The sequence below is a fragment of the Longimicrobium sp. genome, from assembly GCF_036387355.1.
Classification (GTDB): domain Bacteria; phylum Gemmatimonadota; class Gemmatimonadetes; order Longimicrobiales; family Longimicrobiaceae; genus Longimicrobium.
Window position 1 is genome coordinate 1 of sequence record NZ_DASVTX010000502.1, and the last position, 15,720, is coordinate 15,720.

The 15,720-nt window shown below is 69.2% G+C and carries 15 protein-coding genes and 1 pseudogene; 4 read left to right on the plus strand and 12 right to left on the minus strand.

Annotated elements, in window-relative coordinates:
• Positions 1-548: 548 nt before the first annotated feature.
• From VF665_RS21705 to VF665_RS21750, 10 genes are all read right to left on the minus strand, one after another.
• Positions 549-740 carry a hypothetical protein gene (locus VF665_RS21705; protein WP_331055565.1) on the minus strand — a complete coding sequence of 64 codons (192 nt, stop codon included), beginning with the start codon at positions 738-740 and terminating at the stop codon, positions 549-551.
• Positions 741-813: 73 nt separating this feature from the next.
• Positions 814-1,140: a helix-turn-helix transcriptional regulator gene (locus tag VF665_RS21710; RefSeq protein WP_349263161.1), complete on the minus strand. Its 327-nt coding sequence runs from the start codon at positions 1,138-1,140 to the stop codon at positions 814-816.
• Positions 1,141-1,255: 115 nt separating this feature from the next.
• On the minus strand, positions 1,256-1,873 hold the full coding sequence (locus VF665_RS21715) for a PIN domain-containing protein (RefSeq protein WP_331055567.1): 618 nt from the start codon (positions 1,871-1,873) through the stop codon (positions 1,256-1,258).
• Positions 1,870-2,304, minus strand: a complete 435-nt coding sequence (locus VF665_RS21720) for a hypothetical protein (RefSeq protein WP_331055568.1) — start codon at positions 2,302-2,304, stop codon at positions 1,870-1,872. The genes VF665_RS21715 and VF665_RS21720 overlap by 4 nt, the downstream gene beginning before the upstream one ends.
• Before the next feature lie 118 nt (positions 2,305-2,422).
• Entirely contained in the window at positions 2,423-3,622 is a 1,200-nt protein-coding gene (locus tag VF665_RS21725; protein WP_331055569.1) for a urate hydroxylase PuuD, read from the minus strand.
• A gap of 32 nt (positions 3,623-3,654) precedes the next feature.
• A complete protein-coding gene (gene uraH / locus VF665_RS21730; protein WP_331055570.1) occupies positions 3,655-3,996 on the minus strand; it encodes a hydroxyisourate hydrolase in 342 nt (113 codons plus the stop codon).
• 531 nt (positions 3,997-4,527) lie between these two features.
• Positions 4,528-5,037 carry a 2-oxo-4-hydroxy-4-carboxy-5-ureidoimidazoline decarboxylase gene (uraD, locus tag VF665_RS21735; protein WP_331055571.1) on the minus strand — a complete coding sequence of 170 codons (510 nt, stop codon included), beginning with the start codon at positions 5,035-5,037 and terminating at the stop codon, positions 4,528-4,530.
• Positions 5,034-6,035, minus strand: a complete 1,002-nt coding sequence (gene alc, locus VF665_RS21740; RefSeq protein ID WP_331055572.1) for an allantoicase — start codon at positions 6,033-6,035, stop codon at positions 5,034-5,036. Before alc ends, uraD begins: the two co-directional genes overlap by 4 nt.
• The gene (allB, locus tag VF665_RS21745) at positions 6,032-7,396 is read right to left on the minus strand and encodes an allantoinase AllB (RefSeq protein WP_331055573.1); all 1,365 of its coding nucleotides are present in this window, start codon (positions 7,394-7,396) and stop codon (positions 6,032-6,034) included. Before allB ends, alc begins: the two co-directional genes overlap by 4 nt.
• A gap of 4 nt (positions 7,397-7,400) precedes the next feature.
• Positions 7,401-8,030, minus strand: coding sequence for a hypothetical protein (locus VF665_RS21750; RefSeq protein ID WP_331055574.1), 630 nt, complete (start codon positions 8,028-8,030; stop codon positions 7,401-7,403).
• A 302-nt stretch (positions 8,031-8,332) separates the two neighbouring features.
• Between VF665_RS21750 and VF665_RS21755 the strand changes: the two genes are divergently transcribed.
• Positions 8,333-9,094: a hypothetical protein gene (locus VF665_RS21755; protein WP_331055575.1), complete on the plus strand. Its 762-nt coding sequence runs from the start codon at positions 8,333-8,335 to the stop codon at positions 9,092-9,094.
• A 114-nt stretch (positions 9,095-9,208) separates the two neighbouring features.
• Here the strand turns inward: VF665_RS21755 and VF665_RS21760 are convergent, their stop codons facing one another.
• Complete coding sequence (locus VF665_RS21760) at positions 9,209-9,439, minus strand: hypothetical protein (protein ID WP_331055576.1); 231 nt, start codon at positions 9,437-9,439, stop codon at positions 9,209-9,211.
• A 571-nt stretch (positions 9,440-10,010) separates the two neighbouring features.
• On the opposite strand from VF665_RS21760, the pseudogene VF665_RS26030 reads away from it, so the two are divergent.
• The 3 genes and pseudogenes from VF665_RS26030 to VF665_RS21770 form a co-directional block, all read left to right on the plus strand.
• Positions 10,011-10,202, plus strand: a pseudogene (locus VF665_RS26030) (peptidoglycan-binding domain-containing protein); the annotation flags it as partial.
• Between the two features lie 594 nt (positions 10,203-10,796).
• Positions 10,797-13,505 carry a P-loop NTPase fold protein gene (locus VF665_RS21765; RefSeq protein WP_331055577.1) on the plus strand — a complete coding sequence of 903 codons (2,709 nt, stop codon included), beginning with the start codon at positions 10,797-10,799 and terminating at the stop codon, positions 13,503-13,505.
• 104 nt (positions 13,506-13,609) lie between these two features.
• Complete coding sequence (locus tag VF665_RS21770) at positions 13,610-14,710, plus strand: hypothetical protein (RefSeq protein ID WP_331055578.1); 1,101 nt, start codon at positions 13,610-13,612, stop codon at positions 14,708-14,710.
• A gap of 62 nt (positions 14,711-14,772) precedes the next feature.
• Here the strand turns inward: VF665_RS21770 and VF665_RS21775 are convergent.
• Positions 14,773-15,720 (minus strand): ABC-F family ATP-binding cassette domain-containing protein (locus VF665_RS21775; protein ID WP_331055579.1); only part of this gene is annotated, 948 nt, incomplete at its 5' end.

The window sequence follows — 15,720 nt, forward strand, 5'->3', positions numbered from 1 at the left end:
GGCGCGAACGGCGGCCTCCGCGGGCGGAAGGGCCTCGTCCGCTGAGGCGCCGCGCGCGCCGTAGCACGCCGCGGAGCCCGCCACGGCCGCCAGGGTGAACACGAGCGCTGCCCTCGAAGTCCGCATCTGCCGTCCTCTGTCACGTGTTGATCAAGATCCTGTGCCCCGCTGTCCAATCTGCGTCGCAAGAACAGTGCGGGCGAGCCCCGTCCGCGGCGGTCGACCGCATCGGCAAGCCGCGCCCGGGCGAACGGCGAGCGGCGGCGCGGCAGCCCACCGCAACGCTGTCCGTCCACGGGGGGCGAGGTTGATCGGCAGAGATACACGACGCGGGACCCGCTGGCGGATCGCTGCTTTTCCGGGAAGGAGTGGGGGGATGGAATCCGAGTCGTGGAGCGGCCTGCCGGGCTTGGTGGGGACGCTGCTGCTGGCGCGTCTGCATGCAGCGCCGCCGCTGATCGGTTGGTCCGCCGAGAGTTTCGGTGGATCAAAACGACAGGCCCGCTCTCGTGAGCGGGCCTGCCGTGTGTTTCGCGGGAGGGTCGCGCTCAGGACAGCGTGGCCGATTCCATCTCCGACTCGGCCTGCAGCACCGCGAGGTTGGCCTGAATGCGCTCCAGCAGTTCGGCGTCCTGCGGGCCGGGGGTGTTGGCGATCAGGTCGGCGAGCGCGGCTTCGGCCTCGCGGTGCACGTTGATGGCCTTTTTGAGCCCGAGCGAACGGTTGTTCTGCGGTTCCATGAACGGTCTCCGGGTGGGTAGGCGCCTGCTCCGCCGATCACGAGGCAGGCCGCGTGCCGAGCCGGGCGGCGGCTCAGGAGTGCCCGACCAGAACGCGCCCGTGTCGCGGGTTCGCCGCCCGTCCCACCTCCACGCGCACGTCCATCCCCAGCGCCGTCAGGAATCGGAAAAGCCGATCCATGGAGAAGCCGGACAGGTTCCCCCGCACCAGCGACGAGATCTTGGGCTGCGTTGTGTCCAGAAGCTCCGCCGCCTGTACCTGCGTCAGCCCGCGCGCCTCGATCTCACACGCGATCAGGCGGGAGATCGCCGCCTTGGCGTTGCGCTCCTCTGCGTCCGGCCGGCCGAGGTCGGCAAAGACGTTCCCGGAGCTTTCGATGACATCATGTTCGCTCACCATTCTCACCTTCCGGTCTCGGCTGGTGAAGCTTCCGCCGTTGCTTCCGACCGGCGGTGGATCCGCCGCAGTACCTGGATGATCGAGCCGCACCGGCGTTCCGCGATCCAGCGAGGGGTCAGGGCAGGGGCGACGCACCTGGCCGGTTTGCGTACCCGAGGCCGTCGCTGAACGAGAACAGCAGTTTGCATCCGGCGCGAGCGAGTTCCTCTCTGATCTCTGGATCGGCGAAGTCCTTGGAATTTCGGGTCAGAAAGCAGGCGGCCGGATCGGGCGTGCGCTCCGCATGCACAGCCACGGAGGCGTACACGAGCGCGTCCTGCGGCGAGAGTTCGTAGCGCGCCTGGGCCGCTTCCGCGCGTCCAAGTACCGCGGAGGTGGTCGGGAGGATGGTGTCGGGGCTGGTGATCCGGGCGAGGGCGGCGTCCAGCCTCTTTCGTTCCTCCTCGCCGCTGGCGATCAGCGCAGACGTGAGTCCGCTGCTCTGGTCGGGGAGCGCAGAGTGAGGCTTGGAGCGCGCAAGCTCGCGAATCTGCCGGAGCAGAGCTACGGAAAACTGCTTCCGCTCCGAGACGCGCCGCGCAAGGCTCATCCGTGCTTCGATGGCGCAGAACGCCGGAATGCGTAGCTGCACTCGGCCCGCCTCCGCAAGCGCCAGAATCTGCTCACATGCCTCGTGTTCTTCCTGCAAGTACGCGAGTTCCAGCAGGAAGTTGGACTCCGCGTAGACAATCACGCCGCCCTCGGTGAACTGACGACCGCGTCGCGAAGCCTGTCTCCCAGGCCTGATGCGGCCAGCCAGTTCGCCTGGTGTTCCGGGAGCTTGTGAACGAGGTCGTCCAGCCAGAGCCCCACGAGCATGTTGAAGCCGTCGCTGCTCAGACTGCTCAGTGGCCGCCGCAGGGAATCGGTAAAGGGGCGCAGCACCTGCTCCGCGTCGGCCTGGTAATCGGGCGGCACCGCCTCCGCCCCGTACCGCTGCTTCCAGAGAAGAAAGCGGTCCGGCAACGCGAGCAGAAAGTAGGGCGCACGGGGAAGAACGCCGTTCACGATCAGGTTGCGGCGCAGTTCCGCAGCCCATTGGGGGCTCGCGTGCGGGCGATTCTTCACCTCGACCGCGAGCAGGATCTGCCCGTTCGGCGAGCGGACAACGAAATCGGGCTCCATCTGACCACCACCGGGTTCCGAGAGAGCGTGCAGGAACGCTCTTCCAAGATACACGGACGGACGGCTTTGTCCATCCCGTCCACTCAGGGGGCGCGAGCAAACCGAAGATGCCGGGGACCTACTCCGGGCGGCCGCCCTGGGCGATCCAGCGGCCCAGCAGGGCGCGCTCCTCCTCGCTGATGTGCGTCTTGTTGGCGGGAGGCATCGTCTTCGTCTCTACCGCGCGGGTGCGGATGCGCTCGGCGCGGGCAATGATCTGCTCCGGAGAATCGAAGGCCACGCCCGCCGGCGCCGGCCCGAAGGTGCGGTCTGCCGCGTCCGCGGAGTGGCACACGGCGCAGCGCTTCTGGATGACGGCGTTGGCCTGCGCGAACGTCACCGTTCCACCCGCATCCGCCGAGGCGCGCGCGGACGACTGCGCGGGGCGCACGGTGAAGAGCGCGAGGGCGCCCAGCGTGGCGGCAAAGGTGGCGGCCAGCGCCGGCTTCCAGCGCGGCCAGCCGAAGCGCACGTTCAGAATGTGCCGCGCCGTAGCCCCGCCCAGCACCAGGATGCCGAGCAGAACCCAGCTGTGGCGGTGCGAGTACACGTCGCTGAAGTGGCTGCTCACCATCAGCACGATGACGGGAAAGGTCATGTAGTTGTTGTGGATGGACCTTTCCTTGGCGCGCTTGGCCAGCGCCATCTCCGGCGTGTCGCCGCGCTCCACCGCCGCAACCAGCGCCCGCTGCGACGGCATGATGACGCGGAACACGTTGCCCGCCATCAGCGTGCCCAGCATGGCGCCCACGTGCAGAAACGCGGCGCGCCCGCTCAGCAGGTGCGTCAGCCCGTACGCCACCCCAAGGACCAGGGCCAGGCCCAGCACCGCGCCCATCCGCCCCATCCGCGAAATGAGCCGTCCGAGCAACAGGTCGTACGCCAGCCACGCGAGCACGATGGTGCCCGCGGCAATGGCGACCGCCTGCGCGGGGGTGAGCCTGGCCACGGCGGGATCGATGAGGAGCGCGCCGCCGCTGGCGTAGTAGACCACGATGAGCAGCGCCGCGCCGGTGAGCCAGGTGGTGTACGCCTGCCACTTGAACCAGTGCAGCGGACGGTCGCGGTCCCATCCGCTCAGGTCCTTTTCCATGAAGTAGAACCCGCCGCTGTGCAGCAGCCAGATCTCGCCCTGAATGCCGGGCTTCCCGGTTTTGGACGGCTGCAGGTTGCGGTCGAGCCAGTTCCACAGCATGGAGTTTCCGATCCACATGATCCCGGCGATCACGTGCATCCAGCGGAACACCAGGTCCAGCAGTTCGCGAAGTGCGGGGCTCATGCGGGGCGGCGGTGCGGGCGGGGCGGCATGCGTCAGCTTCCGCGGTAGGTGGAGTAGCCGAACGGGTTCAGCAGCAGCGGCACGTGGTAGTGCTCGTCGGCCGCGCGTACCTCGAACAGGATGGCGACCTCGGGATAGAACGCCTGCACCCCGAGCGCGGCGAAGTACGCGCCGGTCGCAAAGGTGAGGCGGTACGTGCCCGGCTGCGGCGGCTCGCCAGCGGGGAGCAGGGTGCGCAGGCGACCGTCGTCGTCAGTGGCCCCGCGGGCCAGGATCGCCGCTCCGTTCGCGTCCACGCGCTCCAGCACGATGCCCACGTTCTGCGCCGGCCGTCCGCGCGAGGTGTCCAGAACGTGCGTGGTGATGGCGCTCATCGTCGGGCGTGCGGGTGAGGTGGATGTAAGATCCGCGGATGGGATCGCAGGCCCGGCGCGGCTCCGGCCCGGCGGTTGAAACCGCGCCTCGAGAAACACGAAGTCCGCCTCCGCGGACTGCATCGGGCGTTCCTGCGCGCATCGGTCACGACGGTGCCTTGGACGGAGAGTAACCGATGTCAGGCAAAGAACTTGTCATCCTGAGGAGGCGCCGGACGGATCTTCCGCCGCGCCGGCCTCGGGCGCCGACGAAGGATCTACTTTCCGCCCGTTCCAACTCCGGGCGCCGCACGGAACTACGCCCGCGGTTTGTTGCCGTCCATGCGGCGAATTCATCCGCTCAGGAGGGCGTCGGCGGGAACGGCGTCGCGCTGCGAGCGGACCCTCCCCGCACCCGTCCCGGCCGGAAGCGGAAGCACGAGGGCAGAACTTCAACAACCACCCCCCGTGCAGGTGAAGTCTCCCCGTCTGTTTCGGGAGACTTTCCCCCGGTGTTGCGGCGGATTCATCCGCTCAGCCCGGCCCCGGCAATCACCCCGCCAGCAGCTTCTGCAGCCGGATGCGCGTGATCTTCCGCTGCTCCTCCGCCGCGACGCGGATCTCCGCATCCGCATCGTTGCCCAGGCGCGCGGTGAGGATCGCCAGCATCTCATCCGCCGACTTGCCGGTGGCGCACACGATGTAGATGAACCCGAAGCGCGTCTCGTACTCGCGGTTCCCCGCCGCCAGCGCGGCCTGCGTCGCCTCCGCCGCGCTCTGCATCCCCGCCTGCTCGCCGGATGACCACGCACGCTCCCGGTCCGTCTGCCCCGCCTCCGCCTTCTTTTCGCCGATTTTGGGATGGCTGCGGAACGCCTCGCGCCAATCGTCCTCGCCCAGCGCCCACCACGCCTCGTCCGCGCGCCGCAGCAGCGCGTCCTCGCTGGCAAACGGGCGCGCGTCCGCCATCGCACGCGCCCACGCACGAGAGCCGCAGCAGGTGAGCAGGTCGCGCTCGGCGTCATCCACCGGGAGGGCGTTCAGCCGAGTCAGCCCGCTCACCGCGCCGCCTCCGCCAGCGTTCCCCACAGCCGCAGGCGCGCCACGCCGCCATCCGGAAAGATGTTGAGGCGCACGTGCGTCGCCGTGCCCGCGGGCAGCACCTCGTCCTCGTAGCGGTGCCGGGCGTGGGGCTGCAGGCGCGACTCGGCCAGCAGCGGCGTCCACGGCGCGTCGGGCGCCCGAAGCTGCTCCGCCGTGGCACCCGGAAGGTGAATCGCCTCCAGCGTGCACCGCTCCGGCGGGTTGCCCTTGAAGTGGTCCGTGTCCAGCTCAATGCGGTGGATGGCGCCCGGTGCGGCCAGCCGAATGATGCTCCAGTCGTACCCCGGCCCGCGGCGGCGCCGCGTCTCCCATCCATCGCCCATGAACAGCGACCGCCCGGGCAGGATCAGGTTCTGCCGGTGCCCAAAGAACATGTCGCTGCACGACACCACCCATCCGCCGTTCTCCAGCGCCGCCAGGTCCACCTCGCCGCCGCCCCGCGCGAACCGCGTCCACGCCGGCATGACTTCGCCGTGCACCCGCAGCCGCGCCACCCCGCCGTCCGGATAAATGTGCAGCCGCAGGTGCGTCACCCGCTCCCCGGAGTCCGCCGCGAACGTGTTGCGATGGTCGCCCTGCAGCGGCGAGCGGGGGAGGATTTCGCGCCACGACGCGGACGCCAGCTGCTCCAGCGACGGCGTGCCCGGTACGGAAGCCGCCTCCAGCGAGCACGCCTCGGGATAGTTGCCGCGAAAGAAGCTGGTGTCCACCACCACGCCGCGCACCATTCCCGGCGCGCCCAGGCGAATGATCGCCCAGTCGTGGTCCGGCGAGTGGCGGCGGGTTTCCCAGCCGTCCATCCACTTGCCGCGCTCCGTGTACTCGCCCTCGCGCCACTCCGCGGGCCCGGGCTTCAGCAGCCCTTCCTTGGGCGCAAAGAACTCATCGTTCGCCGCCAGCACGGCACCGCCCAGCCGCTCGCTCGCCAGGTCCGGCAGATCCTCAAAGTCCGTCATCCGCGATCGCGAAGAAGGGTGCGTCCGGCCGGTTCATCCGCGAAGCGGCCGTCGTGGTACACGCGCTGCCCCCGAACGTACGTCGAGCGCACCACGCCGCAAAAGACGCCCCCCGCGTACGGCGTCACCGGGTGCCGGTGCTGCAGCACCTCCGCGTCCACCGTGAACGCCGCGTCCGGCTCCCACACCACCAGGTCCGCGTCGCGACCGGGGGCGATGGCGCCCTTGCGGTCGTCCAACCCCGCGAGCCGGGCTGGGGCGGCGCTCATCCACTCCGCCAGCCGCTCCGGGCCCGCGCCGCGCGCCCGCGCCTCCGTCCACGTCACCGGCAGGCCCAACTGCAGCGACGTGATGCCGCCCCACGCGGCGAACCAGTCGCCCGCGGCCATCCCCTTCATGGCTGGCGGGCAGGGCGAGTGGTCCGACGCCACCATCTGCACGTCGCCGGCGAGAAGCGCCTCCCACAGCGCGGCGCGCGTCCGTTCACCGCGGATGGGCGGCGCGCACTTGTACTCGGTGGCGCCATCCGGAATGCGCTCCGCGGCAAAGTGCAGGTAGTGCGGGCAGCTTTCCGCCGTGATGGGCAGCCCCTCCGCCCGCGCGGCGCGCAGAAGCGGCAGGGCCTGCTCCGTGGCGAGATGGACGATGTGCACGCGCGTCCCGAACTCGCGGCAGAGCGCGATCATCACCCGGATCGCTTCCGTTTCCGCCTCCGCCGGGCGCGAGCGGAGGTAGGTCACGTAGCGGCGCGGGTCGTCGTGGGCGGATGGTGGCGGAACCGCGTCCAGCACCGCCGGCCACTCCGCGTGCACCAGGAGCGGCGCGCCGAGGTCGGCGAGGATGGGCATGGCGGCGCGCAGGTCCGCCTCGCCCACGTTGCCGAACTCGTCCACGCCGCTGGGGGAAAGGAAGCACTTGAAGCCGAACACGCCCGCCTCCCACAGCGGGCGCAGATCGTCCGCGTTCCCCGGCACCACGCCGCCCCAGAAGCCGACATCGACAGAGCATCGGCCCTGCGCCGCATCCAGCTTCTGCCGCAGTCCATCCACCGAAGTGGTTGCGGGGATGCTGTTCAGCGGCATCTCGACGAATGTCGTCACTCCGCCCGCGGCGGCGGCGCGGGTGGCGGTGGCGAACCCTTCCCACTCCGTGCGGCCGGGCTCGTTGGCGTGCACGTGCGTGTCCACCAGCCCGGGCATGAGCACCGCGTCGCCCGCGTCCACCACTTCCGCGCCGTTCGCGGGCGCGTCCCACGCCTCCACCGACGCGATCCGTTCACCGAGCACGCGCACCGCCGCGGCGCGCACGCCGTCCGGCAGCACCGTGCGCGTGGAGCGAAGGAGCAGGGAAGGGGCGCTCATGCCGTCAGCCGATGGGGAGGCGGTACAGCCCGCTGGTGGCGCCGGGGATGAACCCCATGCGCCGCAGGTAGTCCGCGTGCACCTTGCTGCCGGGATCGCTGCGGATTTCCGTGACCCCCAGCGTGCGGAAGAACTCCGCCTGATCGCGGAACAGGTAGCGCCCCGTCTTGAAGTCGCGGAACTGCGGGATCACGAAGTCCAGAAGCACCAGCAGCCCGCCATCGTGCTGCCGCTCGCCGATGAACAGCCCCGCCGGCACCATGTCGCGCAGCACGAAGAACGTGAGCTGCCCCTCGCCCGGCGTGTGCGAAAAGCCGGGGAGAAAGCGCTGGATCTCGTCGCGGTGAAAGTCCAGAAAGTAGCGCAGGTACTCCGAGTCGGGCCGCACCTGCAGCAGCTTGAAGTACTCCCGCGAGCCCAGCATCTGCCGCAGGTAGTACAGGTTGATGAACACGATGATCAGGTTCACCACCGCCACCGGATACGCGTGGATCAGCACGCCGTACACCGTGAACGCGGCCGACCCCACCAGGTTGATCAGCCGCAGCCGCAGGATGCTGCTCATCATCAGCGAAATGGCGACCAGCACGCTCGCCACGTATCCCACGATCTCCAGCACCATCTGTGAATCCATGACCTCTGTCCCGAATTGCCGATCAGCGGGCCGGCCGCCGCGTGCCGCGCCCTCGCCGCTCGTGGCGGAGGGGAATGATACCACGCCCGCCGCCCGCCGGGAACGCACGGAGCCGCACCGGGCGCAATCCGTGCCGGAACCGGAACCCCCCGGGTGGACGCCAGGGGCCAGGCCGCCTTTGCCTGAGTTGCCGGCTGCGCCGGCCTCGTGGTATCCTCGACGTTCCGCTCCCCGGTGCGGGACGTCGTGCATCCGGGAGCCGCAAGCACCCGCCAACCCATTGATCGCTGGATGATGCGCCGATGAGCAGGCTGATCCGCACGACCTTTCTCGCGGCCGCCGTCCTGATGCCGGTCGCCTGCACCGTGACGGTGGGGAGCACGCCGGCCGGGGAGGTTCCGGCGGAGCTGGCCAGCGTTCCGGAGATGAGCGTGAAGGGCGTGCAGGGGTGGATGCCGGGCCGCCGCGTCCGCTTTGGCCCGTACGCGATGGATGAGCTGCGGCGCGGCCCGGCGGATTCCGCCGTGGTGACGCAGGGCGCGGCGGAGGAGTGGACGCGGCGCCAGTCGTTTGCGTTCTCCGTGACGGATGCGGGAAGCCGCGCGGCGGGGGTGGACTGCGACAACGAGAGCTGGACGCGCGTCCGGCCAGGGCTGGGCGGGGCGGGCGTGGAGTGGCTGACGCGCTCACAGCGCTTTCGCTCCACCCTGGACTGCCGCATCCGCCTGGCCGATGCGACGCAGCCGTGGCGGCTGCACCTGGCGCGTACGGGCGAGGGCGGGTTCAGCGGCGCCCTGGTGGGCGGCGACAGCATCGCCCTGCACCTGACGGGCTCGCTGCCGGGCGCGGCGGAAACGGAGGGGCTGCTGGTGCGCGGCGTTCACTTCGCCGGCCCGGACGGGATCGCGACGTTCGCACAGCTGGACGCGGAAGGGCGCGTGCGCATTCCCGCGGCGCTGCCGGAAGGCACGCGGCGGGCGCTGGCCGCGGCGGTACTCATCCTGTTCCAGTGCAATGGCCTGCCGCTTACGGTGCGCCACGAGACCTGCCAGGCGAGCTGGTGATCGCGCGATCGGCGGATCAGAAGAGCGGCGCCACGCCCGACCATGATCCCGCGACAAAGAAAAGGCCCCGCATCCGGGTGGATGCGGGGCCTTTTTCACCGAACGATCAACCCGTCAGCGGGAGCCGTTGCGCTCGCAGACCAGTTCCACCGCTTCGGCCAGAAGCTCCGGCGCAAGGCGGGGGTAGAGGCTGGCGGCGCACTCCTCGACTTCGAGCCGCGTGGGCCCGGGGCGAAGGGAGGTGCGGATGGCCTGCGCGCGGGCTTCGCGGAGCACGCGGGCGGTTTCAACGGAACGCCGCTTGAGCGACGCGGCCATCTCGGCCTGAAAATCGATCCCTGACAAACCCCGACCTCCGGTATGGGATGCGGTGAACTCGCTGGCAACAATGTAACACCCCCCGTCAAGGGGTGCCCCCGCTGATCGCTTTGGCGCGAGGACGAAAGGCTGCGGGGCAGACAACACTTGTGTCCCCGCGAACGATCCTGCTTATTGCTTCCCGCCGGTTCTCCCTCCCTTCCTCCGGCCTGCCCGCCGCCTCCACCCAGGAGGTGCCTCCCCGCCTCCCTATCGTCCTTCCATGTCCACCTTCGAAGAGCGCATCCTCCTCGTACACAGCGGATCCGAGGCCGAGGGACTGCAGCGCGCGGCCTCGTCGCGGGAGAACGCGACGATCGTCCATCACGAGACGTGGCCAGGGCTTCTGGACCGGCTGACAATCAACGCGTTCACGGGAATCGTCATCGACGTCGAAGATTCCCTGTGGACGATGGGCGAAGTGGTTGCTTTTCTGAATGCTGCCCGCGACCAGGCTCCGTTGGCCCCGCTCTGGGCGGTGGGGAAGGTGAACGGTCCAGCAGACCGCGCGGAGTTGTCAGGGAGCACCGAGCCCTCGGTCACTTTCAGCTCCCGGTCCATGCTGCACGGGGAGAATGCGGGATTTCTGCTGGATCAGCTCCGGCCGCTGTTTGTTCGAGAGGTGCAGGCGGCGTTCTCCACGATCGACTTGTATGACGGAGAGATCGACGGACAGGAAAATCCCGCATACATCGCGGCCATCTCGGCCTTTCAAGGACAGCGGAATCTTCCGCCTACGGGTTTCCTGGGCCCCGTCACCATCCACGAACTGACTGACGTCATCCGCGCGTCCCGCACCTCTTCTGCACCCCCGAGTGTCCGCGCGGCAAGAAAGCGGGGCGCCAGCAGCCGGCCGCCATCATCAGCCGCGGAGGATCTGGATGGTGATCTGTCCGAATCTTCCGCCTCTGTTGCCATAGCCTCCGACGACGCTGTGGCCGACGCGAGCGGGGAGCCGGAAAGCTTGCCGCGCTCGCGGGAACGCGGCATCTGGATAGGCGACGACTGGCCGATGCCAGCCAGTCCAGAGCCGACGCCGACCGCGGCCCAGGTGATGTCGTATGCGCGCGCGCTTCTGGATTACGCGTGGCGCCGAAAGCAAACGCTCCCTCCCGCCGTGGCTCTGCTGGAGGGGTTCGCTGCATTGCATGCACTCAGACGGCCGGAATACGCCAACACCGCGGACCTCGTGGTCGAAGTATTGTCGCGCGGGGGGAAGCAGGACGACGATCTGTTACGGTTGGGGACACTCGGTCTCGCCCTGCTCCCGGATACGGCGTTTACCGAATCGCGTCGAGCCTCAATCCCGGGATCCCAGCTTCTCTACGACATCGGTGCGCGAGCGATGGAGATCGCGCATGATGTAGTTCCTCGCGGCGATACGCAGACCCGCTACACCGCCATGCGGCACCTGCTGGCCGCGACCGTGACGTATGAACCTGCACAACGCGGGCTGGCTGAACATCTGGGCCAGCTCGGCATATCCGTCCAGGCGTTCCGGTCGCGGCTGCTTTCGGTCTTACGGCAGGCAGGTTCAGGAGAGAACGTGGCGGTGTGGCTCGAACTGCTCGCGGCCGCGCCCGCGGCGATCGGCCTGCACAAGGAGGCGCCGGCCGCCTTCATGGACCGCGACGCGCCTACCGGGCACGACAAGCTGAGCATCACCGCCGAGGTGAACGCGCTCGCGGCCGTGCTCGCGTCCCGGCAACTTAAGCCGCCGCTCTCGGTGGGGCTGTTCGGCGACTGGGGGACGGGAAAGAGCTTCTTCATGCGGCGCATGTTTCTGCGCATCCGCAAGCACGCGAGCGACGCGGAGCAGAAGGTTCCCGGTTCCGAGGCGTTCCACTCGCGGATCGTGCAGATCACGTTCAACGCGTGGCATTACATGGACGCCAACCTGTGGGCCAGTCTGGTTACCGGCGTCTTTGACGGTCTGGCGGAACACCTGAAGGGGAAAGAGCAGTCCGTCGCGCACATGCGCGAGCAGCTTCTCTCCCGCCTGGCCGCCGACCACTCGGTGCTCCGCGACGCGGAACGCCGGAAGGTGGCCGCCGAAGATGCCACCCGGCGCGCCCGCGATCAGATGGAGCAGGTGCGCGCCCAGAGCGCCGGGCTGCGTTCCGTGCTGCGCGCCAGCCCTGACGTGCTTCGCGCCGCCGTTGACCACCCCGCCGTCACGGGCAAGCTGGCGCAGCTCGCCGAAAGCTACGGCATCCCCAGCTCCGTCGTGGTGGAACGAGCATGGGCGGACCGGCTGAACACCCGCATGGACCGGGTTCGCGCCCTGCTCCAGGTAATGAGCGGCAAGGGCGGCGACCGCCGGCGCCTGCTCATCACCGGCCTGTTCACGCTCGCCATCCTGGCAGCGGCGTACGTGGCGTGGCGCGCGGCGGGCTGGGCGCAGGACAGCGGCGCGGTGCGGAGCCTGGCCGCGGCGGGCGCCGCGGTGTCTGCGCTGGGCATCCAGTGGGCGGGGTATCTGCGCCCGCTCTCCATGAAGATCCGGAAGGCGGCGGCGGAGGCGCGCCAGATCCGCGGCAAGGCGGGGGAACTGGCCGCCCAGGTCATGGAAGATGAGGAAAAGCCGCGCAGCGAAGCACGAAGGCGCCTGCAGCACCTGGAAGCCGAGGAGCAGGCCGCTGTGGAAGCGCACGACGCGGCCGTGCGGCAGGTGCACAAGGCGCAGGAAGAACTGGAGGAGATCCAGGCCGGGCGCCGGCTGCACCGGTTCATCGCCGAGCGCAGCGCCACCGCCGACTACCGCCGCCACCTGGGGATCGTCGCGCTGATCCGCAACGACTTCGAGCGGCTGAGCACCCTGCTGCAGGAGGCGGGGACGTCGGCCGACGGCGAGGTGCCCGCGGTGGAGCGCATCATTCTGTACATCGACGACCTGGACCGGTGCCCCGAGCAGCGCGTCGTGGAGGTGCTGCAGGCGGTGCACCTGCTGCTCGCCTTTCCGCTCTTCGTCGTGGTCGTGGGCGTGGATTCGCGCTGGCTGCTGCGGTCCGTCCGGAGCCACTATTCGGAGCTGCTGTCCGGCGGCGATGAGCCCCGAGGCGGCCGGGGCGCGCAGGGGGAGGAGGATGAGAACGACTGGGCTTCCACCCCGCAGAACTATCTCGAGAAGATCTTTCAGATTCCGTTCACGCTGCGCCCCATGAACTCCGACGGCTACGCCAGCCTCATCCAGGGATTGATCCCCATGGAAGGCGACCCGGAAGAGGAGGCCGGCGACGACGGCGAAGGGTTGGACCTGTACCGCCCCACGTCCCCGGTCATCCCGCGGGTCGCCGTTGCCGCGTCTCCGGAGGCCATCACGTCGATCTCCCCGGTTGCGCAGGAGAGCACGGCCACCCGGCGGGAGGCGCAGGAGAGCCCCGTCATCACCGAGGAAGGGAGCACCGCCGGGCCGGTGCGGACGGCCGTGGGCCCGCCCCGGGAACTGGTCTCGGTGGGCACGCGCACCCGGATTGTCGGTCCGGACAAGCAGGCGGGTGATGCGGAGGGCGGCCAGCGGGCAGCAATGGCAACGGGCGAATCGCCCCTCGGCGACAGCACGGCCGATGCGGCGGAGGGCCTCCAGATCACGTCGGACGAGCGCGAGTTTCTGCAGCGCCTGTCGCCGCTGATCCCGTCGCCGCGGAGCGCCAAGCGGCTGGTGAACGTCTACCGCTTCATCCGCGGAAGCCTGAGCCCGGACGAGCGAGACCGGTTCCTGGGAGCGGGCGGAACCGTCCCGGAGTACCCGGCCGTCGCGCTGCTGCTGGGGGTGGTGACCGGCTTTCCCACGCAGGCCGTCACCCTCTTTCAGGCGCTCATCGAAAACGACGCGGCGGGCACCTCCACGTGGTGGGACTTCTGCAACGGGCTGGAGGCTCCGCCTGAGGACCCTCGCTGCTGGGCCAAGTTCCGGGCCGCCCTCGCGGAACTGGAGCGCGCCCGGACGCCGCTGCTGGCCGATACGGCGCTCGATCCGTTCGTGCGCTGGGCGCCGTACGTGTCCCGCTTCTCCTTTCAGACCGGCAACCTGTTCGCCCGCCGCCACGGGTAAACGCGCCGCCCCGCGGTCGCTTGGAACCCGGCTGTGAACCTTTCTCCCACCGCTCCGATCGCGGAGATCCCCGCCCGTCGTCCTACCTCAATAGGAGTGCAGACATGAACAAAGTTTCGCTTCTGCTGATCCCCGCGCTTTTGACTGCTGCACGCCCCGGCGCGGCGCAGGGAACCGTCTATATGCTGGCGCACATGACGCACGCGCCGGTCACCTTCGGAGAGTCGGTCCGCAAGCCCAGCCCCGCAGGGGTCGAACGAGTCTACATCGACAGGAACGGCGACATCTATCCCCGCAGCATCAACATCGATGCGGGCCGGCTGAGGCGCGCGGGCGATCTGGAGACTTATTACAGCCAGCGCGGGGCTCAGGCGGAGTTCGATGCGCTCAAGTTCGGCTACGGAGTGACCCACCGTGAGTTCCGGCGCGCGTGGAGCGCCGTCCAAGACGCGCTGGCAGACCAGGTGGCCCGCAGCGTAGATGCCCCGGGGCCGCTGGTGGTTCTGGTACACGGGTTCAATTCCGTCGCCGCAGGGCCGGGCTTTGCCGGGCTGGAGGCCCGGGCGCGGGACGCCGATTCGTCCGTGCGCTTTCTTGAGGTGTACTGGGACGGGCACGCGGGCGTGCTCACGGGGACGGCGGCCGCCTGGGCAAGAAGCCGGCAGAACGCGCCCCGTGTCGGGGAGACCCTTTACGGCATCCTGTCGCGTCTCGGAAAGAGGGCGCCCATCCGGATTGTCACCCACAGCCTGGGCGGGATGGTGGCGGTCCATGCGGTTTGGAGCGGACCGTACGCGGGGCGCGGCCTCCCGGCTGACCTCCGCGTGGGCATGATCGTACCCGCCATTGCAGGAAAGGACTTCCCTGCCAGAGTTCAGCCGGTTCCGGCCCCTTCCCAAAGAATGGTGGTGGTCGGCCAGAACGAGCATGACTACGCCATCAGCAAAGGGGGCCTGGGAGCGCGGTACTTCGGCTCCACCACGCTCGGGCGCACCCGGGAGGATTTCTGCACCATTGCAAGCCGCACGTTTCAGCAGGGCACCCGCTACACCGTGCACCGGCTGGATTTCTCCGGAACGCCCAAGGTATTCATGAGTCTGGAAAGCCACGACGTTGTCCACTACGCCCGGCTGGATGCGGCCCGGCGCCTCTTTTACCTGCTTCTCCGCGACAACGGTTCCGCGGCGGGAACGAGCTGCCCGTGAACCAGAGAGCCCGCCCGGACACGATCCGGGCGGGCTCTCTGGTTCTGTTTTTCGCGATCGCTTCAGCGCGCGCCGGCCGTCTCCCGCTTGGCCTTCTTGTCTTCGCGCTTGGCCTTGAGCACGACCGTGTCGGCGTCCAGGTGGTCGTCGCCGCAGGAGTGCACGTACTCCTGGTAGGTGCCCTGAAAGTCGCGGATCCCCTTGGGGCTGATCTCCACTACGCGCGTGGCCAGCTGCCCCACGAACCACCGGTCGTGGCTCACCAGGATCAGCGTGCCGTCGTACGTCTGCAGCCCCGCCACCAGCGCCTCGATGCTTTCCAGGTCCAGGTGGTTGGTGGGCTCATCCAGCACCAGCACGTTGGGCTGCTCCAGCGCCAGCCGGCTGAACACCAGCCGCGCCGCCTCGCCGCCGCTCAGCGCGCTGAGCCGCTTTTCGCCGTCGTCGCCGCTGAACAGCATCATCCCCAGGTGGCCGCGCACGAACCCGCGGTCCTTGCCGGGGCAGTAGTCCCACAGCCACTGCTCGGCCGTGCGCTCCGACTCGCCCAACTGCTCGTGGTGGTCCTGGGCGAAGTAGCCGGGGTGCGTCTCGTACCCCCACTCCACGCCGCCCTCGTCGGGCCGCAGGTCGCCCATGAGGATCTTGAGCAGCGTGGACTTGCCGATGCCGTTGGGCCCCATGATGACCAGCCGGTCGCCGCGCTGCACCGCCAGGTCCACGCCCGGCAGCACCTCCTTGTCGCCGAACGCCTTGCGGATCCCCTTGACGCGCACCACGTCCTTGCCGCTGGGCCGCCGCTGCACGAAGCGGAACTTGGGGTATCGCCGCGAACTGCCGGGCAGCTCTTCCAGCTGGTCGCGCTGCTTCTCGATCATCCGCAGCTTGCTCTGGGCCTGGCGGGCCTTGCTGGCCTTGGCCTTGAAGCGGTCCACGAACTGCTGCTGCTGCGCAATGACCTTCTGGCGGCCCTCGATCTCCTTTTCCTTGCGCTCGCGGTCCTCCACCTT

Excerpts from the sequence above, each read along its gene's own strand:
- VF665_RS21765 (WP_331055577.1), top strand. The coding sequence starts at position 10,797 with ATGGAGATCGCGCATGATGTAGTTCCTCGCGGCGATACGCAGACCCGC.
- VF665_RS21725 (WP_331055569.1), bottom strand. The coding sequence starts at position 3,622 with ATGAGCCCCGCACTTCGCGAACTGCTGGACCTGGTGTTCCGCTGGATG.
- VF665_RS21720 (WP_331055568.1), bottom strand. The coding sequence starts at position 2,304 with ATGGAGCCCGATTTCGTTGTCCGCTCGCCGAACGGGCAGATCCTGCTC.
- alc (WP_331055572.1), bottom strand. The coding sequence starts at position 6,035 with ATGACGGACTTTGAGGATCTGCCGGACCTGGCGAGCGAGCGGCTGGGC.
- VF665_RS21750 (WP_331055574.1), bottom strand. The coding sequence starts at position 8,030 with ATGGATTCACAGATGGTGCTGGAGATCGTGGGATACGTGGCGAGCGTG.
- allB (WP_331055573.1), bottom strand. The coding sequence starts at position 7,396 with ATGAGCGCCCCTTCCCTGCTCCTTCGCTCCACGCGCACGGTGCTGCCG.
- VF665_RS21755 (WP_331055575.1), top strand. The coding sequence starts at position 8,333 with ATGAGCAGGCTGATCCGCACGACCTTTCTCGCGGCCGCCGTCCTGATG.
- VF665_RS21770 (WP_331055578.1), top strand. The coding sequence starts at position 13,610 with ATGAACAAAGTTTCGCTTCTGCTGATCCCCGCGCTTTTGACTGCTGCA.
- VF665_RS21705 (WP_331055565.1), bottom strand. The coding sequence starts at position 740 with ATGGAACCGCAGAACAACCGTTCGCTCGGGCTCAAAAAGGCCATCAAC.
- VF665_RS21710 (WP_349263161.1), bottom strand. The coding sequence starts at position 1,140 with ATGGTGAGCGAACATGATGTCATCGAAAGCTCCGGGAACGTCTTTGCC.
- uraH (WP_331055570.1), bottom strand. The coding sequence starts at position 3,996 with ATGAGCGCCATCACCACGCACGTTCTGGACACCTCGCGCGGACGGCCG.